The organism is Nocardioides pantholopis (genome assembly GCF_003710085.1).
In the GTDB taxonomy this organism is placed as follows: domain Bacteria; phylum Actinomycetota; class Actinomycetes; order Propionibacteriales; family Nocardioidaceae; genus Nocardioides; species Nocardioides pantholopis.
In genome coordinates this window covers 687,802-713,227 of record NZ_CP033324.1, presented here as the reverse complement: position 1 = coordinate 713,227, position 25,426 = coordinate 687,802, and the positions used below count along the sequence as shown (strand labels likewise).

The following is a 25,426-nucleotide window of genomic DNA, read 5'->3' as shown; positions in this document are numbered from 1 at the left end:
CGCAGGCACAGTGGAGTCATGGCTGCTTCCGACCTCACCCGCGCCGACGGGTCCCCGCTGCGCATCCTGGTGGTCGACGACGAGGAGAACCTCGCCGAGCTCGTCTCGATGGCGCTGCGCTACGAGGGCTGGCGGGTCGAGACCGCGCACACCGGCGCCCGGGCCGTCGCGATCGCCCGGGAGCTGCGCCCCGACGCGGTAGTCCTCGACATCATGCTGCCCGACCTGGACGGGCTGGAGGTGCTGCGCCGGATGCGGGCCACCGACCCGAACCTGCCGGTCGTGTTCCTGACCGCGCGCGACGCCGTCGAGGACCGGGTCGCCGGCCTGACGGCGGGCGGCGACGACTACGTCACCAAGCCGTTCTCGTTGGAGGAGCTGGTCGCCCGGCTGCGCGCCCTGGTCCGCCGGGCCGGTGCCCAGCAGGCGCAGTCCTCCTCGGTGCTGGTGGTCGGCGACCTCACCCTGGACGAGGACAGCCACGAGGTCTTCCGCGGCGGCGAGGAGATCAACCTGACAGCAACCGAGTTCGAGCTGCTGCGCTACCTGATGCGCAACCCGCGGCGGGTGCTCAGCAAGGCCCAGATCCTGGACCGGGTCTGGAACTACGACTTCGGCGGCCAGGCGAACGTCGTGGAGCTCTACATCTCCTACCTGCGCAAGAAGATCGACGCCGGCCGTGCGCCGATGATCCACACCATGCGCGGTGCCGGCTACGTCCTGAAGCCGGCCACGTGAGGGTGCCGGGACTGATGCGCTCGCCGCGCTCGCTGGCCTGGCGCCTGGTGGTCACCACCGTGGCGCTGGTCGCGGTCGCCGCCCTGCTGATGGGAGGCGCGACGGCGCTGGCGATGCGCGACTACCTGACCGACCAGCTCGACGACCGGGTCGAGCGCGGCCTGGACCGCACCGTCGCCGCGCTGACCGAGGACGGACCGGGTCCGCACGGCCCGGGCCGGGGCTCGGGGCGGGACGAGGACGGCCCCGGCCGGGGTCCGGGCCTGGGCCAGGACGTGGGCACGGTCTGGGCGGTCTACCTCGACTCCGGGGACCGCGGTGGCAGTCGGATCTCGACGACCACCGAGGGCGCCCCCATCAGCACCGCCCTCGACGACGACCTGCTCGACGAGCTCGCGAAGGTCGATGGCGCGCCGCGCTCGGTCGACCTCGGCGGTCTGGGCGGCTACCGCACCGCCGCGGAGGACGTCGAGGGGGGCCGGGTCGTCTACGCGCTGCCGTCCGACGAGGTGGACCGGACCCTGCGCAGCCTGGTCGGCTGGGAGGCCGTCCTCGGCCTGCTCGCGGTGGCCGCCGCGGCGGTGCTCGGCCTGCTCGTCGTACGCCGCCAGCTGCGGCCGCTCAACGAGGTGGCCAGCACCGCCCACGCGGTCGCCGCGCTGCCGCTGGCCTCCGGCGAGATCCACCTGACCGAGCGGGTGCCCGAGCGCCTCACCGACGCGCGCACCGAGGTGGGCCAGGTGGGCGCTGCCCTGAACACGCTGCTCGACCACGTCGAGTCCGCGCTCGCCGACCGACAGCACAGCGAGCAGCAGGTGCGCCAGTTCGTCGCCGACGCCTCCCACGAGCTGCGCACCCCGCTGGCGACGATCGCCGGGTACGCCGAGCTCGCCCGCCGCCGTCCCGACGACGCAGCGGCGGCGCGGACCGCGCTGGCCAAGGTCGAGGAGGAGTCGCGGCGGATGACGTCGCTGGTCGAGGACCTGCTGCTGCTGGCCCGCCTGGACTCCGGGCGGCCGCTGGAGCGGACGCCCGTCGACCTGACCCGGCTGCTGCTCGAGGCGGTCGCCGACGCCCAGGTGGTGGCACCCGAGCACCGCTGGCGCCTGGAGCTGCCGGCGGAGTCGGTGGAGGTGCTGGGCGACGAGCACCGGCTGCACCAGGTGGTGACCAACCTGCTGACCAACGCCCGCAAGCACACCCCGGCCGGCACCACCGTCACCGTGACGGCGTACCGGGGCGCGGATCCCGGAGGGACCGGGTTCGCCGTCCACGACGACGGCCCGGGGTTCCCTCCGGAGCTGGCCGGGCGCGCGTTCGAGCGGTTCGTCCGGGGCGACGCCTCCCGCAACCGCGCCGGCGGCGTCGGCCTGGGGCTGGCCCTGGTGCAGGCGATCGTGTCCGCCCACGGCGGCCGGGTCGAGCTCACCAGCAGGCCGGGCGACACCACCGTGCGGGTCTCGCTGCCGCCCGCGGCCCCGCGCTGAGGATCCCTGGGAACCCGTCGGCCCAAAGGGGTCGGCTTCCGGGCGCCCGACGGCTACGCTGACACCGCAGATTGTCTGACAATCCTGACCATCCTGCCGAGCCCGGACGGGCCGGCGACGAGGAGGCACGCATGAGGGCACCCGGGGTCGACATCCTGAGCACGGCCGGCTCGATCGAGTCGGTGAGCTCGGCGGGGCCGGTGGGGTCGGCGAGCTCGGCCGGCGAGTTCCGCCGAGCCGAGGCGCGCACCGCGCACAACTACCACCCGCTGCCGGTGGTGGTCGAGCATGCCGAGGGCGCCTGGATGACCGACCTCGAGGGCCGCCGCTTCCTCGACCTGCTCGCGGGCTACTCCGCCCTCAACTTCGGCCACGGACACCCAGCGCTGCTGCAGGTGGCGCACGAGCAGCTGGACCGGCTGACGCTGACCAGCCGCGCCTTCGTGCACGACCGGTTCGCCGCGTTCTGCGCCGCCCTGGGCGACCTGTGCGGGAAGGACCTCGTGCTCCCGATGAACACGGGCGCCGAGGCGGTCGAGACCGCGATCAAGGTCGCCCGCAAGTGGGGCTACGAGGTCAAGGGCGTCGCGCCCGGTGCCGCCGAGATCATCGTAATGTCGGGCAACTTCCACGGCCGCACGACCACGATCGTCGGGTTCTCCGACGACCCGGACGCCCACGGGGGCTTCGGCCCGTTCACCCCCGGCTTCGTGATGGTGCCGTACGGCGACCTGGCCGCCCTCGAGGCCGCCGTCACCGAGAACACCGTGGGGGTCCTGGTCGAGCCGATCCAGGGCGAGGGCGGCGTCGTCATCCCGCCGGACGGCTACCTGCGCGGCGTTCGCGAGGTGTGCACCCGCGAGTCGGTCCTGCTCCTCGCCGACGAGATCCAGTCCGGCCTCGGCCGCACCGGGCGCACCTTCGCCTGCGACCACGAGGACGTGGTCCCGGACGTCTACATCCTGGGCAAGGCGCTCGGCGGCGGCATCGTGCCGGTCTCCGCGGTCGTGGCCGACCGCGACGTCCTGGGCGTGCTGCGCCCCGGGCAGCACGGGTCGACGTTCGGGGGCAACCCGCTGGCGTGCGCGGTCGGGCACGCGGTCGTGGGGCTGCTCGCCACCGGCGAGCACCAGGCCCGCGCCGCCGAGCTGGGCGTGCTCATGCGCCGGCGGCTCGAGGCGCTGGTCGGGCACGGCGTGCTCGCCATCCGCACCCGCGGGCTGTGGGCCGGCGTCGACGTCGACCCGGCGATCGGCACCGGCCGGGCGGTCTGCGAGGCACTGATGACCCGGGGCGTGCTGGCCAAGGACACCCACGGCTCCACGATCCGGCTGGCGCCTCCGCTGGTGGTCGCGGCCGAGGACCTCGACTGGGGCCTGGACCAGCTGGCGGCGGTCGTCAACCGCTGAAGCCGCGAGCGGGCCGGATCCGCCCCCTCACCGCGCCAGGGCCGCCACGGCCGGCAGCGAGCCGGCGATCAGGTCGAGCAGCTCCTCGCGGGTGACGCCGGCGGGGTCGTCGGCCCAGGTGAGGACCAGCTCCTCGGTCAGCGCCGACCAGCCGCGGACCAGCAGCCGGGCGGCGGGGGTGTCGAGCAGGATGTGGCCCTCGGGGTCCTCGCGGAAGACCCGGTCGGTGAGGACCGCGCGCGCCTCCTCGTAGATCTCCCGCAGCCGGTCGTTGCCGCCGGCGGCCGCGCGGACCAGGGAGAGGTAGCCCTCGCGGTTCGCGATCACGTAGTCGACGTACGCCGTGACCGAGGTCAGCAGCCGCTCCAGCGGCGGGCCGCTGGCCGGGGGCGCGGTCTGGGCGATGAGGTCGTCGGCGGCGTGCCGGACGACTGCCTCGTGGAAGGCGTGCTTGTTGCCGAAGTAGTGGTAGAGCAGCCCCCGGGAGATCCCGGCCTCCTCGGCCAGGACGTCGATGCTCAGCTCGTCGAGCGGCCGGGTCGCGAGCAGCCGCACCCCGAGGTCGAGGAGCTGGCCGCGCCGCTGCTCCGGGGTCAGGCGGGTCCGGGTGCTGGTCACGTCACCGATTCTATTGACACATGTTCAATAACGGCAATACGGTCGCCGGATGAGTGATCGTTCCCTGCCGGAGACCGTCGAGCACCTCGTTGTCGGCGCGGGCTTCGCCGGCCTGTGCACCGCCGTCAAGCTCGACGAGGACGGCGAGCGCGACTTCCTCGTCGTCGAGAAGGGCGCCGACGTCGGCGGCACCTGGCGCGACAACACCTACCCCGGCGCCGCCTGCGACGTGCCCAGCCAGCTGTACTCGTTCTCGTTCGCCCCCAACCCGGACTGGACCCGCTCCTACTCCTTCCAGCCCGAGATCCAGGCCTACATCCAGCGGGTCGCCCGCGAGTCCGGGACCCTGGACCGGTTCGTCTTCGACACCACCGTCGAGGACGCCTGCTGGGACGAAGGGCAGCAGCGCTGGGTGGTCACCACCTCGGCCGGCACCGTCCGGGCCCGCAACCTCGTCGTCGGCTCCGGCGGCCTGTCCGCACCGAAGCTGCCCGACATCCCCGGCATCGAGGACTTCGGCGGCGAGGTGTTCCACTCCGCCCGGTGGCGCCACGACGTCGACCTCACCGGCAAGCGGGTCGCGGTCATCGGCACCGGCGCCTCCGCGATCCAGATCGTCCCCGAGATCCAGAAGGTCGCCGGCCACCTCGACGTCTACCAGCGCACGCCCCCGTGGGTCATCCCGCGCAGCGACCGCCCCTACACCCGGCTCGAGCGCCTCGGGCTGCGCCACCTGCCGGCCCTGCGCCGGCTCTACCGCACGGGGGTGTACTGGGCCCGCGAGACCTACGTCCCGGCGTTCACCGTCGCGCCCCGGATCGCCTGGCCGGCCCGCCGGCTGGCCGAGGCCAACATCGCCCGGGGCATCAAGGACCCCGGGCTGCGCGACAAGGTCACCCCCGACTACGAGCTCGGCTGCAAGCGGGTGCTGATCTCCAACGCCTACTACCCGGCCCTCGCCGCGGAGAACGTCGAGCTCGTGACCGACCGGATCGCCGCTGTCACCCCCACCGGGATCGTCACCGCCGACGGCACCGAGCGGCCGGTCGACGTCCTCGTCGTGGCCACCGGCTTCCACACCACCGACCTGCCGATCGCCGCGCAGGTCACCGGCCGCGAGGGCCGGTCCCTGGCCGAGGTGTGGGCCGAGCGCGGGATGACTGCATACAAGGGCACCACGGTGCCCGGCTTCCCCAACCTCTTCCTCATCGTCGGGCCCAACACCGGGCTCGGGCACTCCAGCATGGTCTTCGTCATCGAGTCCCAGGTGCGCTACATCCGGGAGGCGATCCGCACCATGCGCGAGCACCGGTACGCCGCGGTCGAGCCGCACCAGGACGCCACCGACGCCTGGAACCAGCGCCTGCAGCGCCGGATGGCCCGCACCGTGTGGAGCACCGGCGGCTGCTCGAGCTGGTACCTCGACGAGCACGGCCGCAACACCACGCTGTGGCCGCGCTCGACCTTCAACCTGCGCGCGGTCCTGGCCGAGTTCGACGTCGCGGCGTACGACGTCCGCGCGCCGCGGCCGGCCCCCACATCCGGCTCCACTTCCGGCTCCACTTCCGGCTCCACTGCCGACGAGTTCCTCGAGGAGATGCCCGCATGAAGACGCTCGACGCCAAGGTGGTCGTGATCACCGGTGCCGGCTCCGGGATCGGCCGCGCGCTGGCGGTGGCCTGCGCGGGCCGCGGGTCGCTGCTGGCGATCTCCGACGTCGACGAGGCGGGACTCGCCGAGACCGTCGAGCTGGTCAAGGCCGCCGGGGCCCGCGAGGTCCGCAGCGACCGGCTCGACGTGGCCGACCGGGCCGCGTTCGCGGCGTACGCCGAGGCAGTCGTGGGCCAGTTCGGCCGGGTCAACGTGATGGTCAACAACGCCGGCGTGGCCCTGGCCGGCGACTTCGTCGACCTCGACTACGACGACATCGACTGGATCATCGGGATCAACCTGACCGGGATGCTGCACGGCAGCAAGGAGTTCCTCCCGCACCTCATCGCCTCCGGGGACGGGCACCTGGTCAATCTCTCCTCGCTCTTCGGGCTGGTCCCGATGCCGGGTCAGAGCATCTACAACGCCACGAAGTTCGGGGTCCGCGGGATGACCGAGGCGATCCGCATGGAGATGCTGTCCGCCGGCCACCGCGTCGGCGTCACTGCGGTGCACCCCGGCGGCATCCGGACCGCGATCGCCCGCAACGCCCGGGTCTCCTCCCGGGAGGACAAGGACAAGACCGCCTCCTTCTTCGACGCGAAGCTGGCCAAGACCACCCCGGAGCAGGCGGCCGAGGTCATCGTGAAGGGGATCCTCACCGACAAGGCCCGGGTCCTGATCGGCGCGGACGCGCACGCGCTGCACCAGCTCGGCCGGCTCCTCGGCTCCCGGTTCCAGGACGTCGCCGCGCGGGTCTCCCGCAGGGTGATGCCGCCGAAGACCACTGTCGTGTAGCCGTGCCCGTCCCGGGCGAGCGCGTGCGGGTGGTGATGACCAAGTGGGGCGACCGGCCGCACTGGGAGTTCGACGGCGTCCTGCTGGGCCGCGACGAGCACGGCGAGTGGCTCGGGTTCCCTGCCGGCACCCCGCAGTCCCGGCCCGGGCTCGACCTGGTCTCGGAGGTGGACTCGGTGACGCTGGTGCCCGCGACGGGCGCGTGCCTGCCCACCTTCCACGCCCCGGGCATCTGGTGCCTGGTCTACGTCGACATCGCCACCCCGGCGGTGTGGGACGGCCCGGTCCTGCGCTCGGTCGACCTGGACCTCGACGTGATCCGCGACGCCGACGGGCGGGTCTGGGTCGACGACGAGGACGAGTTCGCCGAGCACCGGGACACCCTGGGCTACCCCGCCGAGGTGGTGTCGATGGCGCAGCAGGCCTGCGCCGCCGTCCACCGGGCCGTCGCGGCCGCCGAGGCGCCGTACGACGGAACCGCGCAGGCCTGGCTGGACCGGCTCCGCGACCGCCGCCCCGCCTGAGCGCGGGCCGCTGCTCCGTCAGTGGCGCTCACGGCGGCGCCGGCTGCGGGTGCGGGTGCGCAGCGGACCCACCAGCCGCGGGCCGGCCAGTCGCGACTCGACGCGTCGGGCCTCCCGCTTCAGCGGCTGGGCGACGTACTCACCGAGGATCACGCCCGCCGCGAGCGCGATCGCGACCGAGGCGGCCGTGACCATGGCGAGCAGGCCTGCGGAGGTGTCGCCGGGACCGCCCTCGGCGAGCAGGGTCAGGCCCCGGTAGATCGAGAGCCCCGGCAGCATCGGCACGACGGCCGAGACCACCACGATCAGCGGCGGCACCCGCATCCGGCCCGCGACCGAGAACGCGACCAGACCCACGAACAGGGCAGCCATCGCCACCGACCAGGTGCGCCCGATCCCCGGCAGCGCGATCGACTGGGAGATCGCGATGGCCGCGGCCGCCACCACCGCGACCGGGGCGATGATGCGTCCCGGGGCGTAGGAGGAGTAGGCGAAGGCCGCGGCGCACACCGCGGCGCCCACCATCAGCATGCCGAAGCTCTGCAGGTCGCCGCGCCCGGGGTCCAAGGGCGGGATCCGCACCGAGAGCACATCGGCGACCGCGAGGCCGCCGCTGACCCCGCCGATGATCCCGGCGGTGGCCAGGATCGCCTCGGTGAGCCGGGCGGTGCCGGTGATGTAGAAGCCGCTGAGCGCGTCCTGGAGCGCGCCCATGAAGCCGATGCCGGCCAGCAGCATGACGATGTTGGCGGTCACGACCAGCGACACGTTCACGTCGAGCGGGGTCAGCGCGGCGAGGAGCGCGATCAGCGTGGCGAGACCGCCGCCGGCGACCTGCTGGTAGAAGACCGGGAGGCGCTGCCGCGAGAGCCGCTGCTGGAGACGGTCGATGAGGACCGCCGCGACGAAGGCCAGGCCCACGACCAGCAGGTCGCCACCGAGCTGCAGGGCGACGCCGGCGCACATCGCGCCCCAGCCGAGGGTGACCGCCCACCGCGGCCGGATGTGGCCCGAGGAGGTGATCCGCGCCAGCTCGGTGCGGGCCTCCTTGAGGTCCACCTCGTCCAGTACGACGGCGCGGACCAGGTGGTCCACGCGGGTCAGGTGCTCGTAGTCGATGGTGCGCTGCTTGACCAGCCGGGTGGCCAGGATCGCCGGGTCCTCGGGGTGGGCTGGTGACTCATCGACAGCGACGTGAACGTGACGTCGATGTCGGCGTTGCGCAGTCCGAGGTGGCGCGAGACCAGCTGCATCGTGGCTGCCACGTCCGCGGCTCCGGCCCCCGAGGACAGCAGCAGCTCGCCGACCCGCAGGCAGAAGTCCAGGGTCAGGTTCACCTCGCGCGTGTCCAGCATGCGGCGATGGTCCCAGAGGTCCGGGCCGGATCGGAAAAGCGGCGTCCGGGCGCTGCGCGCGACCGGCCGTGTGGTTCGCTGTGCCCCGTGCGCATCGACTTTCGGGGGTCCCCCGAGCCCACGCTCGGTGTCGAGTGGGAGCTGGCGCTGGTGGACCGGCGTACCCGTGATCTGCGCAACGACGCCTCGCACCTGTTCGCCCGGGCTCGGCCCCGGCTGCCAGACCAGGACCGGCTGCACCAGGAGCTGCTGCGCAACACCGTCGAGATCGTCACCGCCGTGTGCCACACGGTCGGGGAGGCGATGGCCGACCTGCGCCAGACCCTCGCGGCGGTGGTCCCGGCCGCCGACGAGCTCGACATCGACCTGTACGGCGCCGGCACCCACCCGTTCGCGTCCTGGACCGGGCAGCAGCTCACCGAGGGCCACCGCTACCGGGAGCTGATCGACCGCACCCAGTGGTGGGGCCGGCAGATGCTGATCTGGGGCGTCCACGTCCACGTCGGGCTGCCCGAGAAGGACCGGGTGCTGCCGGTCCTCTCGGCGCTCCTCAACTACTACCCGCACCTGCAGGCGCTCTCCGCGTCCTCGCCGATCTGGGCGGGTGTGGACACCGGCTACGCCTCGAACCGCGCCCTGATGTTCCAGCAGCTGCCGACCGCGGGCCTGCCCTTCCAGTTCCGGCACTGGTCGGAGTTCGAGGCCTTCGCCCAGGACCAGCTCACCACCGGGGTGATCGACGACCTCTCCGAGATCCGGTGGGACCTGCGCCCGGCCACCCACCTGGGCACCCTGGAGAACAGGATCTGCGACGGCGTCTCCAGCCTCGCCGACCTCGAGGCGCTGGTCGCGCTCATGCACTGCCTGGTCGTCGACCTCGACACCCGCCTGGCGGCGGGCGAGGAACTGCCGACGATGCCGCCGTGGCACGTGCAGGAGAACAAGTGGCGCGCGGCGCGCTACGGGCTGGACGCGATCGTGATCCTCGACGCCGAGTCCAACGAGCGGCTGATCACCGAGGACCTCGCCGATCTGCTGGTGCGGCTGGAGCCGGTGGCGGAGCGCCTGGGGTGCTCGGCCGAGCTGGACGCCGTCCGCGCGATCCCGGCCCGGGGCGCGTCCTACCAGCGCCAGCGGGCGATCGCGGCGGAGTCGGGCGGCGACCTGGTCGCCGTCGTGGACTCGGTGGTCCGCGAGCTGCGGGCCGGCCTGGACGGCTGAGCCGGCTCGAGCTCAGTAGCCGCCCTCGGGCGGCACCATCTCCAGGCGTACGCCGAGCAGGCGCACCGGGCGCTCGGCGGCCATCGCCTCGAACCGGTCCAGCAGCTCGACCGCGGTCTCCTCGAGGACCGCCGCGTCGTTGGTCGCAGCCGGCAGGGTGCGGCTACGGGTGAGAGTCGTGAACGGCCGGAAGCGGACCTTGAGCGCGACCCGGGCCGCCGGCCGGCCCTCGGCGTCGATGTCGGCCAGCACCCGGCGGGTCAGGGCCCGCACCTCGGCCTCGATCCGGCCCCGGTCCTCGAGGTCGGTCTGGAAGGTGGTCTCGCGCCCGTGCGCCCGCGGCACCCAGGCGGTGGCGTCGACCGGCGAGGTGTCGACCCCGCGGCCGAGGCGGTGGTACCACGGCCCCATCGTCGGGCCGAGCTCAGCGGCGAGCATCCCGGCGTCGGCTGCGGCCAGCTGGGCGACGGTCTCCAACCCCAGCGCGGCGAGCTTCGCCGCGGTCTTGCGGCCGATCCCCCACAGCGCGTCGGTGGGCCGGTCCCCCATCACCTCGAACCAATTCTGCTCGGTCAGCGTGAAGGTCCCCCGGGGCTTGCCGAGGTCCGTGGCGATCTTGGCGCGCAGCTTGTTGTCGCCGATGCCGACCGAGCAGTGCAGCCGGGTGGCGGCCAGCACCTCCGCGCGCAGCCGGTCGGCGTACGCCTGCGGGTCGCCCGGGCCCCGGTCGCCGAGCCCCGGGACGGCGACGAACGCCTCGTCCCAGCCGAGCACCTCCACGACCGGGTCCGCGTCACCCCAGCGCAGACCGCGCAGGGTCTCCATCACCTGCACCGAGGCGGCGTCGTACGCGGCGGCGTCCACGGGCAGGAAGACCGCGTCGGGGCACTTGCGCGCCGCGACCCGCAGCGGCATCCCGGACCCGACCCCGAAGGCCCGCGCCTCGTAGGAGGCCGTCGAGACGACACCGCGCTCCGTGGGGTCCCCGCGACCGCCGACGACCACCGGCAGGCCGGCGAGCTCGGGGCGCCGGAGCACCTCGACCGCCGCGACGAACTGGTCGAGGTCGACGTGCAGGACCCAGGTCATCGCGGTGTCGGTGGCAGGGCGTCGGAGGACTCGGCCTGGCTCAGGCCGGAGAGCAGCAGCAGGTCGACCACGACCGAGCGCAGCTGCAGCAGGATGCCCTCGGCGGTCATCTCCGAGGCCCGCTCGACGTGGCCGGTGGCCGCTCCGATCTCCATCAGCGCGGGCCGGGCGGCAACCGCCATCCGGTCGGCCGCGAGCTCGTTGGCCACGAGCTCGGCGGCGTCGGCCAGGTCCAGGGCGATCCGGGAGTACGACGACGGCACCGGCCGGCGGTGGTAGGCCGCGACCGCCGTCTGCCGGACCAGGACGCGGGTGCTGCGCAGGGCTCTGTCCAGCGGGTCGACGAGGTCGGCCATCCGTCGCACGCTGCGTCGGTGTCGATGTCGGAAGGGGGAGGACGCCACCACCGACATGCCCTCGTCGGCGGCGTCCTGGAGCTCGCGGATCAGGTGGTCGGTGGCGCGCGCGTCGGCGAGCAGGTCGAGCGCCTTCTCGACCTCGCCGTCCTCCATCACCTGCCCGGCGGTGCGCAGCAGCGTGGCGATCTTGCGCATCACCACCGCCGCCTGCTCCCGGGGCCGGCGCAGCGGAGCGGCCGGCACCAGCGTCGCGGCGGCCAGCGCCACGCAGCCGCCGATCACCGCGTCGGTCCAGCGGGTGAAGGCCTGCCCGGGCTCGGGTAGCAGCGCGCTGACCACAATGCCCTGGATCGCCGCCTGGTTGACGAAGAGCTGGCCGCCGTCGAGCAGGAACGCGGCCGACATCGACAGCGCCACGATCACCAGGATCTGCCACCCGCCGGAGCCGAACTCCAGCACGAAGAGGTCGGCGATGAAGACGCCGATCGCGACGCCGATCGTGATCTCCGCGACCCGCCGCAGCCGTTGGCCGTAGGTGGTGCCGAGGCCCAGGAGGGCCGCGGTGGAGGCGAGGAACGGGATCTCGTGGCCGAAGATGTCGGCGGCGATGAACCACGCCAGGCCGGCGGCGACCGCGGCCTGGCCGATCTGCCAGCGTTTCGACGCGAGCCGCTTGAGCCGGAATCGGACCGACGTCCGGCCGCGGGTGACGGCGCGGTCGAATGGCCCCTCTTCCATGGCTGAATCGTGCCAGAGTCTCCGGGTCGTGCGGACCCGGCTCAGTCGGCATGGGACCACTCCAGCGCCTGCCGGAGGTCGGCGAGGTCGCGGTACCAGATCCGCACCTCCGTGCGACAGCGCACCCGGGCCACGCGGGCGTCGTACTCGCCGCACTCGCCGACCGCCTCGGACCGGGTCGGGGGAAACAGCGCGGAGCCGTCGTAGCGGTGGATCTCGAAGCCGTTCTCGGCGTCGCCGGTGACGTCCACGATCGTGTCACCGGCCGGGGCCCGGAGACTTCCGGCGGCGCCGGGCGGACCGAGGACCAGCAGGCCGAGCGGCACCAGGAGCAGTGCGGAGACCAGCACGGCGAGCAGGACGAGGATCTTGGAGGAGGGGACGGACATGGGGCGCTCCCTGGCATCGACGCGCCGGCGGGTCCGACGCATCCGCGACGCTAGGAACGCGCCCCGACGGCCGACGGCCGCCACCGCCGGGCCTGGGGAGGAGCACGCCCGGATCCCCGCCTGTGGACGGTAGGCGGCGCGGGCCGGCGTGCTCAGGGTTCGAGCAGTCCCCCGCCGACCCGCTCGGCGACGGCCCGCAGCCGCGCCCGGGTGATGTCGGCGACGGTCGCGTAGCCGGCCAGCTGGGCGTTGGAGCCGATCCGGGTGGGCTCCGCGGAGTTGATGCTGACGCACCGGCGGGTGCCGCCGTCGGCGGCGTTCTGCAGGGCCACCGCGTGGCCGGTGGTGCCGCTCCCGGCGAAGAAGTCGAGGACCCGGACGTCGTCGGGCATGGTCTGCAGGATCCGGCGCAGCAGACCCGTGGGCTTCGGGGACTCGAAGACGTGGCCGAGGATCTCCTTGAGCTCGGCGACGGCGGTGTCGGTGCTCCCGACCTCCTCGGCGAGCCAGATCGTGCGCAGCTTCTTGCGCCGGCCCTCGTGCAGCCAGTCGCGCTGGTAGACGTCGACCCGCTCCCCCTGGCGCCCCTGGACGACGCGGCAGACCAGGTCGCCGGGGCGCTCCTCGATCAGCGGCCGGCTCCACCGCCACACCGCCGGGGTCCCGTCGCCGAAGACCGGGGCGATCTCGACGGCGCCCGGGAAGTCCGCGGTGCGGACGGTCCCGGACCGCGGGTCGCCCCACACCGGGAAGTGCAGCGTGCGGGCGGTGGTCGGGTTGAACTTCTTGTTGGTGTTGCGCAGCGGCAGGTGCCGGTAGCGGCGGCCGTCCGGGGCGGTCAGTGGGAAGTCCCGCTCGTTGACGGCCTCGGTGCTGCTGGCGTCGAGGACGCAGCGCCGGGCGTCGCGGGCGTAGACCAGCAGGTACTCGTGGCTGGTCGCGAAGCCGCGCCCGAGCTGGCGGCCCTTGGGGTTGAGGTTGACCACGATCTGGGCGAGGAACTGCGCCTCGCCGTACACCTCGTCCATCAGCAGCCGCAGGTGCGCCGCCTCGTTGTCGTCGATGCTGACGAAGATCGCGCCGGTCTCGGCGAGCACCTCGCGCGCCGCCTCGAGCCGGGGCCGCATCATCGCCACCCACGCCTGGTGCCGGCTGACCCCGGCACCGCGCGCGACCTTGTCGCGGTAGGCGAAGTCGTTGCCGGTGTTGTACGGCGGGTCGATGTAGACCAGGTCGACGGGTCGGGAGTCGCCGCTGAGCTGCGCCAGCCGGGGCAGGACGTCGAGGTTGTCGCCCTCGAGGAAGACGTTCCACGCCTCGTCGCGACTCACGCCGCGACCTTAGCGACCGCTGCGCACCGTCCGGTGGACGCCGGGTCGGGCGAGGCGCGGGTCCGCCGTCACGTCAGGTCGGCGACGACGAGCGCGGCGAGAACTCCGGTGAGCGTGCCGAGGGCCATCAGCAGTACGCCGTTCGCCGCCGCCGCGTTCGCTCCCTTGGCGATGCGGCTGCGGCCTGTCAGGAGCGCTGCGGCAGCGACCAGGATGAGCAGCCCGACCAAGAGCGAGACGTCCATGGCGGCCACCGTAGGGGATCCGCCCGATGCGACGTGGAACCCGCATCACCGCCCCCGGCCCCTGCCTCGCTGCTGGAGCGCCGGGTTTGTTTGACGCTCCGTGAGCCGTGTGCAGCGTCAACGACCCCGCATCACAGCTGCTCCGAGTGCCGACTCGAACGTCAGAACTCCCTACTCAACGGTCACATGTCCCGACTCGACAGTTCAGCGGTAGCCCACCAGGGTCGGGGAGGCCGTCAGCACCTGGAGACCCACCGACTGACCGGCCATCGTCACCGTTCCCTCCACTGCCTGCCACGGACCTCCGTTGACCCGGAAGTCTGCCGAGTACGTCGTGTCCACCCGCGCCCCGACCGCACCACGGCGCCGGTAGGAGTGGGTCACCTCCAGGTCCGGGAACGGCGACCCCGCACTCGTTGTGCTCAGCGACGCACCGTCGCCGAAGTGCCACCCGAACCCGCTCGGCCGAATCCGCAGGTCCACCCGCTGCCCCGCCAGCCGCACCGTCCGCGTGAACTCCTCCGCCTCGGTGTAGAAGTTCGTCTCGAAGTTCACCAGCGTCCGGCCACCCGGTGGCTGCACCACCAGCACCGACTCCGGGAGCGGCACCTCCCGCAACGCCCGCAGCACCATCGCCGACGTGATCACCACCGGCGGCGCGGCAGCAGCAGCCTCGGGCTCGGTCGGGCAGACGAAAGTACTGGGGGATTCGGTCCCGCTTTCGGCCTCAAACCAGGTTTCGGTCATGGCCGAGCCGTCGCTGCACGTCGCGGGAACCGCACAAATTGCGGCGCCGCCGAGCTCGCAGGCCGGCTTGGAGTGCCAGACACCCGGAACCGATTGAGTCGGGTCAGCGGCCTCCTGTCCTGCTACGCAGTTGGACTGGCTTTCCTTGTACACCTTTACAACTAGGCCGTTGCCTGCGACTTGCGCCGTTCCGCCCCCCGAGGATGTCGGGTCGCACGCCCCGGTGGACAACGCACTAGCACTGGGCAACCCCACGATGCCTGCCAGACCAACAACAACTGCTGCCACAGCAGCGCGCACACGGGCAGTCACGAGACCTCCCAGTACGAGACGAGCCACTGTCCGCTGTCCCGGGTGACCACGAAGCTGGCACGAACGGTGCCCCCCGGATAGCGATCGTCCGGCCTATTTCCCGGATAGTCCACTACCTGATCGGTGCTAGTGACCTTCAGCTTTACCTGCGTCGCCGTTCCAGTTCGAGTCTGCAACTCAGCGGAATTGATGGCCGAAAGGGTGGTCTCACCTCCGCGAACCTGACCCTCGTCTCGGTACGCCTCCTCTACGAAGGCAACCGCCGTCCTACACGGTTCACAGGTATCGGCTCCAAGCCGTTGTAGTCCCTGTGCGTCGCCCGTTGCCTGGGCATAGTCGGCCATCTCCCAGTAGAACTCCACGAACGCCTTTGCAGCGGCGGCGTCGGTGCCCTCCGCCTCGGCCGGCAGGGTGGGCTCGACGGGGGCGGTGGAAGTCGGGGTCGGCGTGGCCGCCGCCGACGAGGAGTCGCCCGGGTCGATCTTCGGCGCCGGGTCGTCCTCGGAGCACCCGGTCAGGGCCAGCGCCGCGCAGGCGGCCGCGAGCAGGAGCCGTAGGGGACCGGGCGTTCTCGTCATGGGCTCTCCAGCGAGGTCGACGCTCAGCAAACTACCCATCACCGCAGTGATTCGTCACCCACCAGCCGGAGGCTGTGGACGGAGCGGGCACCACCCCCGGGCCACAATGGTGCCCATGAGCAGGAGCAGGCGCGAGCGCGGACCGGTCGTGCCGGGCGTGCTGGTGGTCGCGGTGATCATGGCCGGCGTCCTGCTGCTCGACCCGACCAGCTCCGGTCAGCGGCTGCGGCAGCTGATCGGCCTCGACGACCGGGTCGTCGACGCGGTGACGGTCCCCGACGGCGGTGGCAGCTACTCGTTCGCGGTCACCCAGCCCGGCAGCGAGGACCCGGTCGGCTGGAACCCGTGCACCTCGATCACCTACGTCGTGAACCCCGAGGGCGCGCCGGAGGACTGGCCCGCCCTGCTCGAGGACTCCGTCTCGGTGATCGAGGACGCGACCGGCCTCGACTTCGAGGACGGCGGCACGACCGAGGACCGCCAGTTCGAGCGCCGGACCACCGCCCTGGGCCGCGGCGGGCCGGTGCTGATCGGCTGGGCCGACGACGAGGAGATGGGCAGCCTCTCCGGGGACGTCGCCGGCGTCGGCGGCAGCGCGTACGTCGAGCAGGGCGGGCGCCGCCGCTTCGTCACCGGCTCGGTCGCCCTCGACGTCGAGGTGTACGACGACCTCGCCGAGCGCCGCGACGGGCGTGAGCAGATGCGCGCGATCCTGATCCACGAGCTCGGCCACGTGGTGGGTCTCGGACACGTGGCCGACCCCGGCGAGCTGATGTACGGGCAGAACCTCGCCCGCACCGACCTCGGTCCCGGAGACCTGGAGGGGCTCGCCCGCCTGGGCTCCGTGGATTGCGGCTGAGGTCCGGACGCCGGGCCGGCCGAGCCTTTACCATCCTGAGGTGCCCCTTCGACCTCTGCTGCCCGCGGGTGCGCTGGCGTTCGCCGTCGCGTTCGCCCCGATCTCCCCCGCCACCGCCGACGAGCCCCGGCCCCGGCACTCCTCCGACGGCGTCGTCGGCGAGCTCGCGACGCCGCTGTCGCAGCTGCCCGCGGACGCCCGCCGGGTGGCGCCGCGGACCACGACGAGCACCTCGCGACTGGGCCCGGGCGTCAAGCTCACCCGCCTCAAGCGCACCGACGCCCGCGGCCGGATCGCCGCGACCGTGCTGGCGGTGAAGTGGCGCAACCCCCGGGTCCGCATCGACTACCTCAACGCCGGCAAGGTGGCGCGCACCCGACCGGTCTCGCAGATGGTCAAGGGCTCCAAGCGGGTCGTGGCCGCGATCAACGGAGACTTCTTCGACATCGGCGACACCGGGGCGCCGTTCGGCCTCGGCAAGGAGCTCGGGGCCGACCCGCTGCACGCCCAGACGCAGGGCTTCAACGCGGCGTTCCACCTGGTGCGCGGCCGGGCGCCGGCGCTGACCGAGCTGCAGCTGGTGGCGCAGGTCCGGCAGCACCCCGACTGGGTGGTCACGAACGTGAACTCCCCGAGCGTCGCGCCCGACGGGATCGGGGTCTACACCAAGGACTGGGGCAGCACGGTCGGCACCGGCGTGACCGACGGGCAGACCAGCGACGTCCGCGTCGCCTACATCCGCAAGGGCCGGGTCCAGATGGTCCGCAAGAAGCTGTCCGCCAAGCACCGGATCGAGGGCAAGGTCCTGGTCGGCCGCGGCGCCGGCGCGGACCTGCTCCGCACGCTGCACAACGGCGACCCGATCTCGGTGCGCTGGGCGCTCCCCGGCGGGGTCAAGATGGCCATCAGCGGCAACAAGATCCTGGTCCGCAACGGAATCGTCGAGACCACCGACGACGGCGAGATGCACCCCCGCACCTCCGTCGGCATCGACCAGGACACCGGGACCGTGCTGATGGTCGTCGTCGACGGCCGCCAGCGGCCCCGCAGCCGCGGGCTCACGATGCTGGAGCTGGCGAACTTGATGGTCGAGCTGGGTGCCGAGCAGGCCCTCAACCTCGACGGCGGCGGCTCCTCGACGATGGTCGCCCGCGGCGCCGAGGGCCGGATGAAGGTCCGCAACAAGCCCTCCGACCGCCGCGAGCGGGCGGTGCCCAACGGCCTCCAGGTCCGGATCCTCAAGCGCTGAGCCTCACGGATCCGGGACCCTCACCACGGCGACCGTCGTGATCGGGGCGTAGCACTCCGGCGGCCGTCCGGTCGGCTTGTCCGGCGTCACCAGCACCTGCGCTCCCTCCCGGCTCACGGTCACGCCCGCGGGCACGTCGCAGCCGACAGCCACGATGGCGCCGTACAGCGCCTCACCCGCGGGTACGTCGGCGCCGGAGACCGCGTCCGCCACCTTCGCGGCCAGTCGCCCCCCGAGCTCCGCCGTCAGCGTCTCCACCCCCTCCTGCCCGTCGAGGCGGGTGGCCACCGGGGACGAGCTGCCGCCGGCGACCGGCTCCGAGAGCAGCGCCACCTCCGCGCCGGACGCCGGGGCGGCGGTGGAGCCGGTCGTCGGCGCGGCAGTCCCCGTCGGGGAGACCGGCGGCGTCGTGGGGCTCGCGGACGGTGGTGCGGGCGGGCGGGGGGACCCGGCCGGGTCGTCGGACCCGCAGGCACCGGCGAGCAGGACGGCCACGGCGGGGACGGCCAGGGCGATCAGTCGCATGCCTCTGGGACGCTACCGCTGCGGACCCGGTTCCGGTACCCGTGGCAGGCTGGCGCCGTGCCCGAGCCCACCACCAGTCCCGGCACCGTGCGCCGTCGTTTCACCCGCGAGGAGCTGGCGTCCTTCCGCGACGCCGAGGTCCCCGACCTGATGCCCGAGCCGGGCGAGCTGCGGCTGCTGTTCGTCGGCATCAACCCGGGGCTGTGGACCGCGGCCACCCGCACCCACTTCGCCCACCCGGTCAACCGGTTCTACCCCGCCCTGCTGCGGGCCGGCATCCTCGAGCGGCCGATCGACCCGGCCGCCGGGATGACCGACGCCGACCGCGACTACCTGCGCAGCCGCGGGATCGGCATCACCAACGTGGTGCGCCGGGCGACCGCGAAGGCCTCCGACCTGACCAACGCCGAGCTGCGCGCCGGCGGCGAGCAGCTGGTCCGCACCGTGCGCCGGCACCGGCCCACGGTGGTGGCGGTCGCCGGCATCACGGCGTACCGGGCCGCGTTCGGGCTGCCGAAGGCCGTCCCCGGCCGCCAGCCCGAGCCGCTCGCCGGCGCGGAGCTGTGGGTGGTCCCGAACCCGAGCGGCCTCAACGCCCACGAGACCGTCGCCTCCCTGGCCACGGCGTACGCCGCGCCCGCGCGGGCCGCCGGGATCACGGGAGTCGTCGCGGGCTGAGCCTGTGGAGAGCCGGTCGCGCCCCGCGACGGACCGGGGCACCGTGATCGCCATGACCCAGATCCCCGATCCTCCCGACCTTCCCGTCCTGCGCACCCAGGCCGACCTCGCGGACCTGTGGCTGGCAGTGCTCGAGCCCGCCGGTCACCTGGAGCCCGCCCTGTGGCTGCTGCTCGTCGAGCCCGACGGCCGGCCGACGCCGGCGCTGCTCCGGATCGAGGAGGTGCCGCTGGGCGCTCGCCCCGGGCCCGCGAGCCTGGCCGGGTTCGCGACGCTCCTGGCCGAGCTGGCCCGGTCGACCGAGCGGGCCGCCCGGGTCGCGCTGCTGCTGGAGCGCCCCGGCCCGTCCGTCCTGACCGCCCGGGACCGGGCGTGGGCCAGCAGCCTGTACGCCGCCTGCCGCTCGGCGAGCGTCCCCGCCGAGGTGATCCACCTCGCCGGGGACGAGGGCGTGCTGCCGGTGCCGCTGGACGAGCTCTCCGACACCGCCTGAGGGCCGGTCCCGCTGACCGCACCAGACGGAGCTAGACGAATATCGACACGAGCAGCACGAACCCCAGACCGCTGACCGAGAGCACGGTCTCCATCAGCGACCAGCTCTTGATGGTCTGGCCGACGCTGAGCCGGAAGTACTCCTTGACCAGCCAGAAGCCGGCGTCGTTGACGTGGGAGAAGAAGACCGACCCGGCGCCGACGGCCAGCACCACCAGCGACGTCTCGGTGCTGTCCATCCCCTCGACCAGGCCGAGCATCAGCGACGCGGCGGTGATCGTGGCGACGGTCGCGGAGCCGGTCGCCAGCCGGATCAGCGCGGCGACCACCCAGGCCAGCAGGTAGACGGAGATGTCCGCGTCCCGGGCCCAGTCGGCGAGCAGCGTGCCGACCCCGGTGCGGACCAGCACCTCCTTGAAGCCGCCGCCGGCGGAGACGATGAGCAGGATGCCGGCGATGCCCGGGAGCGAGGACTCCACGGTCGAGGAGACCTCCTTCATCCCCATCCCGACGCGCAGGCCGAAGGTGTACATCGCGACCAGGACCGCGAGCAGCAGCGCCACCAGTGGCTCGCCGATGACCGTCATCGTCTTCTGGAACGGCTGGTCCGGGTCGTCGATGACGATCTCGGTGACCGCGCGGCCCAGCATCAGCACCACCGGGAGCAGCACGGTCGCCATCGTGACCGCGAACGACGGCCGGCGTGCCCCGTCGGCAGCCATGCCGTCCTCGGCGCCCTCGCTTCCCGGCCCCGCCGGCTCGTCCACGGGAGCCGGCACGTCCACCCACCGGCCGGCCACGGACCCGAAGAGCGGCCCGCCCACGATCACGGTCGGGACCGCGACGAGCAGCCCGAGGCCCAGCGTCACGCCCAGGTCGGCGCCGAGGATGTCGACGGCGGCCACCGGTCCCGGGTGCGGGGGCACGAAGCCGTGCATCGCGGAGAGCCCGGCGAGCGCGGGGATGCCCACGGTGATCAGGGAGACCTGCGCCCGGCGCGCGACCAGGAAGATCACCGGCATCAGCAGCACCAGGCCGATCTCGAAGAACATCGGCAGCCCGATGATCGCCCCGACGGTCGCCATCGCCCAGGGCAGCCCGCGCCCGGTGGCGCGTCCCACGATCGTCTCGACGATCTGGTCGGCCCCGCCGGAGTCGGCGAGCAGCTTGGCGAACATCGCGCCGAGCGCGATCAGCAGCCCGACCCCGGCTGCGGTGCTGCCGAAGCCCTCGGTGAAGGTGTCCAGGACCTCGCCGAGGTCCTGTCCGGCGATGATCCCGACGGTGAGGCCGCCGAGCACCAGCGCGAGGAACGGGTGCAGCTTGGCGACGGTGATGAGGACGACGAGCAGCGTGATCGCGGCGAGCGCTGCCAGGACGAGCTGCCAGCCGGACGCGACCGGGTCGTAGATCATGAGCCGAGGTACCCGTCGACGATCGCCTCGACGCTCTGGTCGACGTCGAGGACGACCCCCCGCTCGTCGGGCCCGAGCGGCTCCAGCGTCGCGAACTGCGAGGTGAGCAGGGACGCCGGCATGAAGTGTCCGGGACGGGACGCCTGCCGGCGCTCGATCACCTCGCGGCTGCCCTCGAGCAGCACGAACTCGGTGGCGGGTGCGTGCCCGCGCAGCTGGTCGCGGTACTTCCGCTTCAGCGCCGAGCAGCTCATCACGCCGCCCTCGGGGTGCTCGGCGAGCCAGTCGCCGATCCGCTCCAGCCAGGGCCAGCGGTCGTCGTCGTCGAGCGGCTCGCCGCGGCTCATCTTCGCGATGTTGGCCTCGGGGTGGAAGTCGTCGCCGTCCGCGAACGGGACCCCCAGGCGCTGGGAGAGCGCCGCCCCGATCGTGGACTTGCCCGAGCCGGAGACGCCCATCACGACCAGCGGGTGCCAGACTCCGCGTGCGGCGGCCATCACCGGCTCCGATCGGCGCGGGCCTGCTGGTAGCCGGGTTCGCGCAGCCGCTCCACCCAGCGGTACTGCCCGAGTCCCGGCAGCCGGTTGCGGACCGGGTCGAAGGACAGGCGCTCGCCGTCGCCGTCGGCCACGGGGCCGGCGATCCGCAGGTCGGCGAAGTGCCGCCAGTCCCCGGCGGGTGCCCGCTCCCCCACGGCGCAGGACAGCTCCACGGTCTCGGGGCCGACCGCCCGGGCCGCGATCAGCACCGCGCCGGCCACGGTGCGGTAGGGCAGCAGAGTCGTCATCGGGCGACCGTACGTCGTCCGGCTCGGCGTGAGCAGGAACCGGGTCACCCGGCCGAGCCCGGTGCTGGCCAGGAGCAGGTCCCCGTGGCCGTCCCCGACCGGGATCCGGATCGCGAGGCCCTGGATGTCGGGCAGCGCGTCGGGCAGCCCGACCGCCCGCGACTCCCGGACCACCACCTCGTCGACGCCGGCCTCGTCGAGCCAGGCCACCCCCAGCGCCGGGTCGAGCCCGTGGCGGTGCAGGACAGCGTGGCGCAGCGTCCCGTCCGGGTGCAGCGGCTTGGCGGACGGGGTGACCGCGGACTTCGCCCGGACCCCCGCGGCGAGGACCGCGCCGCCCGTAGCGGAGGCCAGGTCCCGGACGCGGGTCAGCAGCGGCATGGGCCCCCGGTACCCGCACCCCCGCGGAGCTCTCGGAACAGATCCACCGCAGAAACCTGGAATGGATCCATTCCAGTTGGGTACCAGGAGGCATGAGTTCACCAGAGGACCGCCTGCGTTCCGCCGGCCTGAGGGTCACCCGTCCGCGGGTGGCCGTCCTCGAGGTGCTCGACGAGGCCCGGCTCACCGGCCAGCACCTGCTCGTCGCCGAGGTGGCAGCGCAGGCGCGGGACCGGATCGGGTCGGTCTCGACCCAGGCGATCTACGACTGCCTGGAGGCGCTGACCCGCGTCGGCGCAGTGCGCCGGCTGGAGCTTCCCGGCTCCCCGGCGCGCTACGAGACCCGGGTCGACGACAACCATCACCACCTGACCTGCCGCTCGTGCGGCGTCGTCGTCGACGTCGCCTGCACGACCGGCTCGGCGCCGTGCCTGACCCCGCCCGACGACCACGGCTTCGTCCTCGACGAGGCCGAGGTCGTCTTCTGGGGCCAGTGCGCCGCGTGCTCGGCAAGCCGAGCAACCGACGTCACACTCGAAGGGACCACCACATGACCGACCGTTCGCTCACCACCCGCCAGGGCCATCCGGTCTACGACAACCAGAACCAGCGCACGGTCGGGGCCCGCGGCCCCGCCACGCTGGAGAATTACCACTTCCTGGAGAAGATCAGCCACTTCGACCGGGAGCGGATCCCCGAGCGGGTCGTGCACGCCCGCGGCTTCGTCGCCTACGGCGAGTTCGAGGCGACCGGCAAGTGGGGTGACGAGCCGATCGAGCGGTACACCCGCGCGAAGCTGTTCAACACCGCCGGCAAGAAGACCGACCTCGCGATCCGGTTCTCCTCGGTCATCGGCGGGCGCGACTCCTCGGAGGCGGCCCGCGACCCGCGCGGCTTCGCTGTGAAGTTCTACACCGAGGACGGCAACTGGGACCTCGTCGGCAACAACCTGGGCGTCTTCTTCATCCGGGACGCGATCAAGTTCCCCGACGTCATCCACTCCCTGAAGCCGGACCCGGTCACGTTCCGCCAGGAGCCGGCCCGGATCTTCGACTTCATGTCGCAGACGCCCGAGTCGATGCACATGCTCGTCAACCTGTTCAGCCCCCGCGGCATCCCGTCGGACTACCGGCACATGCAGGGCTTCGGCGTGAACACCTACAAGTGGGTGAACGCCGAGGGCGTCTCGCACCTGGTGAAGTACCACTTCCAGCCCCGCCAGGGCGTCAAGAGCCTGACCGAGGACGACGCCGCGAACATCCAGGCCAACGACCTGGGGCACGCCTCGAAGGACCTCTACGAGGCCATCGAGCGCGGCGACCACCCGCAGTGGGACCTCTACGTGCAGCTGATGGAGGACCACGACCACCCCGAGCTGGACTTCGACCCGCTCGACGACACCAAGGTCTGGCCCGAGGAGATCTTCGAGCCGAAGCTCGTCGGCACGATGACGCTGAACCGCAACGTGGCGGACCACCACAACGAGAACGAGCAGATCGCGTTCGGCACCGGCGTGCTGGTCGACGGTCTGGACTTCTCCGACGACAAGATGCTGGTCGGCCGGACCTTCTCCTACAGCGACACCCAGCGCTACCGGGTCGGCCCGAACTACCTGCAGCTGCCGGTGAACTCGCCGAAGAACGCGACGGTGCGCACGAACCAGCGCGGCGGCGAGATGTCCTACCAGGTCGACCTGGCGGAGGGGCAGAACCCGCACGTCAACTACGAGCCGTCGACGATGAACGGGCTCACCGAGGCTCCCAAGCCCGGGCACGTCGAGACCGGCCCCGAGATCTCGGGTCGGCTGACCCGGTCCCGGCTGCCGCGGACCGACGACTACACGCAGGCCGGCGAGCGGTTCCGGCTGATGGAGGACTGGGAGCGCGACGACCTGGTCAAGAACCTGGTCGCGAACATCTCCGAGGCCACCCGCGAGGTCCAGGAGCGGATGGTCTGGCACTTCTTCATGTGCGAGGACGAGCTCGGGCAGCGCGTCGGCGACGGCCTGGGCATCACCGCGGACGACGTGCGCGGTCTGGAGCCGCTGGCCACCCAGACCCTCTCCCCGGCGGAGCGTGAGCGCGCGGCGAACCTCGGCAAGAACGGCCCCCGCGACGTCGAGGGCCACACCATGACGCACTGCGTCCCGAACGAGCGGGTCGTCGTCACCCGCTGACCTTCCCCGCACGCAGACCGGCCCGGCACCTGGTGGTGCCGGGCCGGTCTGCGTTCAGGGCCCGCTCAGCGGCGGGCCGCGCAGGCCACGCAGGTGGTCGCCGCGGGTCGGGCCTCGAGGCGCTCCGCGGCGATCGGCCGGCCGCACCCGGCGCAGGTGCCGTAGCTCCCCGCCTCGACCGAGGCCAGGGCGGCCTCGACCTCGGCCAGCCGCCGCTCGGCGAGCCGGATGTGGGTGTCGACCTGCGAGCGCTCGTAGGCGATCGTGTGCCCCTCGGGGTCGTGCTCGTCGTCGGCGTTGGAGTCCCGGGAGGCCTCGACCATCGCGGCGTGGTCCTCGTGCAGGTCCGTCAGCCGCCGCAGCACCGCCTCCCGCTCGGCCCGCAGCCGCTCGCCGGGGCTGCTCACGCCATCACTCACGGGGCCGCGGACCCGCCCTGGGACGGGACCGCCTCCCGCGGCTCCACCCCCTGGGCCGGCGCCTTCGGCGTCGAGCTCGGCTGGGCCTCGCGCGGCTGCGGTGTCGTCTGCTCACTGGGCGTTGCGCCGGTCGTCGGCGACGGGGTGCTGGGAGTCGGGGTCGGGTCGGTGTCCGACCCGGTGTCCGAGTCGGAGTCGGAGTCGTCCCGCGGCGTCGCCTCGTCGGACGGGGTGCTCGAGGCCGGCGACCGGGACGGCTCCGGCTTGTCGCGCTCCTTCTTCGGGGAGTCGTCTCCGCCGGAGCCGGTGAGCCGGCTGATCGAGGTCCGGCCGTCCTGGTCGGAGCCGCCGGTGTAGGAGGAGACCGGCTTGCCGGAGAGCGCCTCGAAGAGGCTGATCGCCACCACGGCGATCAGGAACACCCCGGCGCTGAGCAGGGCGATGCGCTTCCACGGCAGCCCCGCGAGGACCTGGCGCCACGACGACGTGCCGGCGGTGTCCTGCAGGTCGTCGAGGCCGTCCTTGGCCTCCGCCAGCTGGTCCTCGGCGTGCTCGAGGTGGGCCTGCGAGGCGTCCGGGCGGCGGCCGGCGCGGCGTACCTCGGTCTGGGCGATGCCGACCTTCTGCAGGGCCTGCTCCTGGACCGCGGCGACCTTGGCCTTGGACCGGGCCAGTCCCTGGCTGTAGAGCGCGGTCGTCACGGTCGCCGCGACGCTGCCCAGCGCGGCCCCGATCAGGGTGCCCGCAGCGCCCAGGGTCGAGAGGAGGACGGCGGAGGACACGGCGGCCAACGCCCCGGCGGCGGTCTTGACCCAGTCGATGTCGAGTTTGGGTGGGTTCTGATCAGTCATCTCCAC

The 25,426-nt window shown here is 73.0% G+C and carries 30 protein-coding genes; 14 read left to right on the top strand and 16 right to left on the bottom strand.

All coding sequences use genetic code 11. The features are described 5' to 3' along the window. Positions 1-18: 18 nt before the first annotated feature. The 3 genes from EBO35_RS03355 (at position 19) to rocD (ending at position 3,634) form a co-directional block, all read left to right on the top strand. On the top strand, positions 19-738 hold the full coding sequence (locus tag EBO35_RS03355; RefSeq protein WP_122816473.1) for a response regulator transcription factor: 720 nt from the start codon (positions 19-21) through the stop codon (positions 736-738). Next, positions 735-2,225 (top strand): sensor histidine kinase, encoded by a 1,491-nt coding sequence (locus EBO35_RS03350; protein ID WP_241153843.1) that lies wholly within the window; start codon positions 735-737, stop codon positions 2,223-2,225. Before EBO35_RS03355 ends, EBO35_RS03350 begins: the two co-directional genes overlap by 4 nt. Positions 2,226-2,356: 131 nt before the next feature. Next, entirely contained in the window at positions 2,357-3,634 is a 1,278-nt protein-coding gene (gene rocD / locus EBO35_RS03345; RefSeq protein ID WP_122816471.1) for an ornithine--oxo-acid transaminase, read from the top strand. A 27-nt stretch (positions 3,635-3,661) separates the two neighbouring features. Here the strand turns inward: rocD and EBO35_RS03340 are convergent, their stop codons facing one another. Then, positions 3,662-4,252, bottom strand: a complete 591-nt coding sequence (locus EBO35_RS03340; RefSeq protein ID WP_241153842.1) for a TetR/AcrR family transcriptional regulator — start codon at positions 4,250-4,252, stop codon at positions 3,662-3,664. 49 nt (positions 4,253-4,301) lie between these two features. Between EBO35_RS03340 and EBO35_RS03335 the strand changes: the two genes are divergently transcribed. Genes EBO35_RS03335 through EBO35_RS03325 form a run of 3 tightly spaced genes read left to right on the top strand, consistent with a single transcriptional unit; the run spans position 4,302 to position 7,224 of the window. Continuing rightward, on the top strand, positions 4,302-5,861 hold the full coding sequence (locus tag EBO35_RS03335; protein ID WP_122816469.1) for a flavin-containing monooxygenase: 1,560 nt from the start codon (positions 4,302-4,304) through the stop codon (positions 5,859-5,861). Beyond that, entirely contained in the window at positions 5,858-6,700 is an 843-nt protein-coding gene (locus tag EBO35_RS03330; RefSeq protein WP_122816468.1) for an SDR family NAD(P)-dependent oxidoreductase, read from the top strand. The genes EBO35_RS03335 and EBO35_RS03330 overlap by 4 nt, the downstream gene beginning before the upstream one ends. A gap of 2 nt (positions 6,701-6,702) precedes the next feature. After that, entirely contained in the window at positions 6,703-7,224 is a 522-nt protein-coding gene (locus EBO35_RS03325) for a DUF402 domain-containing protein (RefSeq protein ID WP_122816467.1), read from the top strand. Positions 7,225-7,242: 18 nt separating this feature from the next. Here EBO35_RS03325 and EBO35_RS20145 read toward each other — a convergent pair whose 3' ends face one another. Together EBO35_RS20145 and EBO35_RS20140 are read right to left on the bottom strand one after the other, a co-directional pair. After that, positions 7,243-8,328 carry a threonine/serine exporter family protein gene (locus EBO35_RS20145; protein ID WP_263457649.1) on the bottom strand — a complete coding sequence of 362 codons (1,086 nt, stop codon included), beginning with the start codon at positions 8,326-8,328 and terminating at the stop codon, positions 7,243-7,245. Beyond that, positions 8,325-8,579 (bottom strand): threonine/serine exporter family protein, encoded by a 255-nt coding sequence (locus EBO35_RS20140; RefSeq protein WP_263457643.1) that lies wholly within the window; start codon positions 8,577-8,579, stop codon positions 8,325-8,327. Before EBO35_RS20140 ends, EBO35_RS20145 begins: the two co-directional genes overlap by 4 nt. A gap of 87 nt (positions 8,580-8,666) precedes the next feature. On the opposite strand from EBO35_RS20140, the gene EBO35_RS03315 reads away from it, so the two are divergent. Beyond that, entirely contained in the window at positions 8,667-9,800 is a 1,134-nt protein-coding gene (locus EBO35_RS03315) for a glutamate--cysteine ligase (RefSeq protein ID WP_206422650.1), read from the top strand. A gap of 12 nt (positions 9,801-9,812) precedes the next feature. On the opposite strand, the gene EBO35_RS03310 is transcribed toward EBO35_RS03315, so the two are convergent. From EBO35_RS03310 to EBO35_RS19860, 6 genes are all read right to left on the bottom strand, one after another. Then, a complete protein-coding gene (locus EBO35_RS03310; protein ID WP_122816465.1) occupies positions 9,813-10,889 on the bottom strand; it encodes a DNA polymerase IV in 1,077 nt (358 codons plus the stop codon). Next, entirely contained in the window at positions 10,886-11,986 is a 1,101-nt protein-coding gene (locus tag EBO35_RS03305; RefSeq protein WP_122816464.1) for an FUSC family protein, read from the bottom strand. Before EBO35_RS03305 ends, EBO35_RS03310 begins: the two co-directional genes overlap by 4 nt. Before the next feature lie 41 nt (positions 11,987-12,027). Further along, on the bottom strand, positions 12,028-12,375 hold the full coding sequence (locus tag EBO35_RS19695) for a hypothetical protein (protein ID WP_206422649.1): 348 nt from the start codon (positions 12,373-12,375) through the stop codon (positions 12,028-12,030). A 152-nt stretch (positions 12,376-12,527) separates the two neighbouring features. Beyond that, the gene (locus EBO35_RS03295; RefSeq protein WP_122816463.1) at positions 12,528-13,706 is read right to left on the bottom strand and encodes a site-specific DNA-methyltransferase; all 1,179 of its coding nucleotides are present in this window, start codon (positions 13,704-13,706) and stop codon (positions 12,528-12,530) included. A gap of 68 nt (positions 13,707-13,774) precedes the next feature. Next, complete coding sequence (locus EBO35_RS19335) at positions 13,775-13,951, bottom strand: hypothetical protein (RefSeq protein WP_164477784.1); 177 nt, start codon at positions 13,949-13,951, stop codon at positions 13,775-13,777. A 204-nt stretch (positions 13,952-14,155) separates the two neighbouring features. Beyond that, positions 14,156-14,602, bottom strand: a complete 447-nt coding sequence (locus tag EBO35_RS19860; protein ID WP_127479001.1) for a hypothetical protein — start codon at positions 14,600-14,602, stop codon at positions 14,156-14,158. On the opposite strand from EBO35_RS19860, the gene EBO35_RS19855 reads away from it, so the two are divergent. Continuing rightward, positions 14,592-14,795: a hypothetical protein gene (locus EBO35_RS19855; protein ID WP_241153841.1), complete on the top strand. Its 204-nt coding sequence runs from the start codon at positions 14,592-14,594 to the stop codon at positions 14,793-14,795. The genes EBO35_RS19860 and EBO35_RS19855 overlap by 11 nt on opposite strands. Before the next feature lie 211 nt (positions 14,796-15,006). Here the strand turns inward: EBO35_RS19855 and EBO35_RS03285 are convergent, their stop codons facing one another. Continuing rightward, a complete protein-coding gene (locus EBO35_RS03285; RefSeq protein WP_122816461.1) occupies positions 15,007-15,588 on the bottom strand; it encodes a DUF6318 family protein in 582 nt (193 codons plus the stop codon). Positions 15,589-15,703: 115 nt separating this feature from the next. On the opposite strand from EBO35_RS03285, the gene EBO35_RS03280 reads away from it, so the two are divergent. Both EBO35_RS03280 and EBO35_RS03275 read left to right on the top strand, forming a co-directional pair. Then, on the top strand, positions 15,704-16,447 hold the full coding sequence (locus EBO35_RS03280) for a matrixin family metalloprotease (protein WP_164477783.1): 744 nt from the start codon (positions 15,704-15,706) through the stop codon (positions 16,445-16,447). Positions 16,448-16,487: 40 nt separating this feature from the next. Beyond that, entirely contained in the window at positions 16,488-17,696 is a 1,209-nt protein-coding gene (locus EBO35_RS03275) for a phosphodiester glycosidase family protein (RefSeq protein WP_122816459.1), read from the top strand. Positions 17,697-17,699: 3 nt separating this feature from the next. On the opposite strand, the gene EBO35_RS03270 is transcribed toward EBO35_RS03275, so the two are convergent. Next, on the bottom strand, positions 17,700-18,221 hold the full coding sequence (locus EBO35_RS03270; protein WP_122816458.1) for a hypothetical protein: 522 nt from the start codon (positions 18,219-18,221) through the stop codon (positions 17,700-17,702). Positions 18,222-18,278: 57 nt separating this feature from the next. Here EBO35_RS03270 and EBO35_RS03265 point away from each other — a divergent pair, with 57 nt between their 5' ends. Together EBO35_RS03265 and EBO35_RS03260 are read left to right on the top strand one after the other, a co-directional pair. Continuing rightward, positions 18,279-18,899 carry a mismatch-specific DNA-glycosylase gene (locus EBO35_RS03265; protein ID WP_317983522.1) on the top strand — a complete coding sequence of 207 codons (621 nt, stop codon included), beginning with the start codon at positions 18,279-18,281 and terminating at the stop codon, positions 18,897-18,899. A 52-nt stretch (positions 18,900-18,951) separates the two neighbouring features. Further along, positions 18,952-19,392, top strand: coding sequence for a hypothetical protein (locus tag EBO35_RS03260; RefSeq protein ID WP_164477782.1), 441 nt, complete (start codon positions 18,952-18,954; stop codon positions 19,390-19,392). Positions 19,393-19,423: 31 nt separating this feature from the next. On the opposite strand, the gene EBO35_RS03255 is transcribed toward EBO35_RS03260, so the two are convergent. The 3 genes from EBO35_RS03255 to EBO35_RS03245 are packed head-to-tail and all read right to left on the bottom strand — an operon-like array spanning position 19,424 to position 21,974. Continuing rightward, positions 19,424-20,806, bottom strand: a complete 1,383-nt coding sequence (locus EBO35_RS03255) for a GntP family permease (protein ID WP_122816456.1) — start codon at positions 20,804-20,806, stop codon at positions 19,424-19,426. After that, positions 20,803-21,303, bottom strand: a complete 501-nt coding sequence (locus EBO35_RS03250) for a gluconokinase (RefSeq protein ID WP_164477781.1) — start codon at positions 21,301-21,303, stop codon at positions 20,803-20,805. Before EBO35_RS03250 ends, EBO35_RS03255 begins: the two co-directional genes overlap by 4 nt. Beyond that, the gene (locus EBO35_RS03245) at positions 21,303-21,974 is read right to left on the bottom strand and encodes a hypothetical protein (protein ID WP_122816455.1); all 672 of its coding nucleotides are present in this window, start codon (positions 21,972-21,974) and stop codon (positions 21,303-21,305) included. Before EBO35_RS03245 ends, EBO35_RS03250 begins: the two co-directional genes overlap by 1 nt. Before the next feature lie 92 nt (positions 21,975-22,066). On the opposite strand from EBO35_RS03245, the gene EBO35_RS03240 reads away from it, so the two are divergent. After that, complete coding sequence (locus EBO35_RS03240; RefSeq protein WP_122816454.1) at positions 22,067-22,528, top strand: Fur family transcriptional regulator; 462 nt, start codon at positions 22,067-22,069, stop codon at positions 22,526-22,528. Then, on the top strand, positions 22,525-24,150 hold the full coding sequence (locus tag EBO35_RS03235; RefSeq protein ID WP_122816453.1) for a catalase: 1,626 nt from the start codon (positions 22,525-22,527) through the stop codon (positions 24,148-24,150). The genes EBO35_RS03240 and EBO35_RS03235 overlap by 4 nt, the downstream gene beginning before the upstream one ends. A gap of 65 nt (positions 24,151-24,215) precedes the next feature. Here EBO35_RS03235 and EBO35_RS03230 read toward each other — a convergent pair whose 3' ends face one another. After that, positions 24,216-24,557 carry a TraR/DksA family transcriptional regulator gene (locus tag EBO35_RS03230; RefSeq protein ID WP_241153840.1) on the bottom strand — a complete coding sequence of 114 codons (342 nt, stop codon included), beginning with the start codon at positions 24,555-24,557 and terminating at the stop codon, positions 24,216-24,218. 8 nt (positions 24,558-24,565) lie between these two features. Further along, positions 24,566-25,420 carry a hypothetical protein gene (locus EBO35_RS03225; protein ID WP_164477780.1) on the bottom strand — a complete coding sequence of 285 codons (855 nt, stop codon included), beginning with the start codon at positions 25,418-25,420 and terminating at the stop codon, positions 24,566-24,568. Positions 25,421-25,426 lie beyond the last annotated feature (6 nt).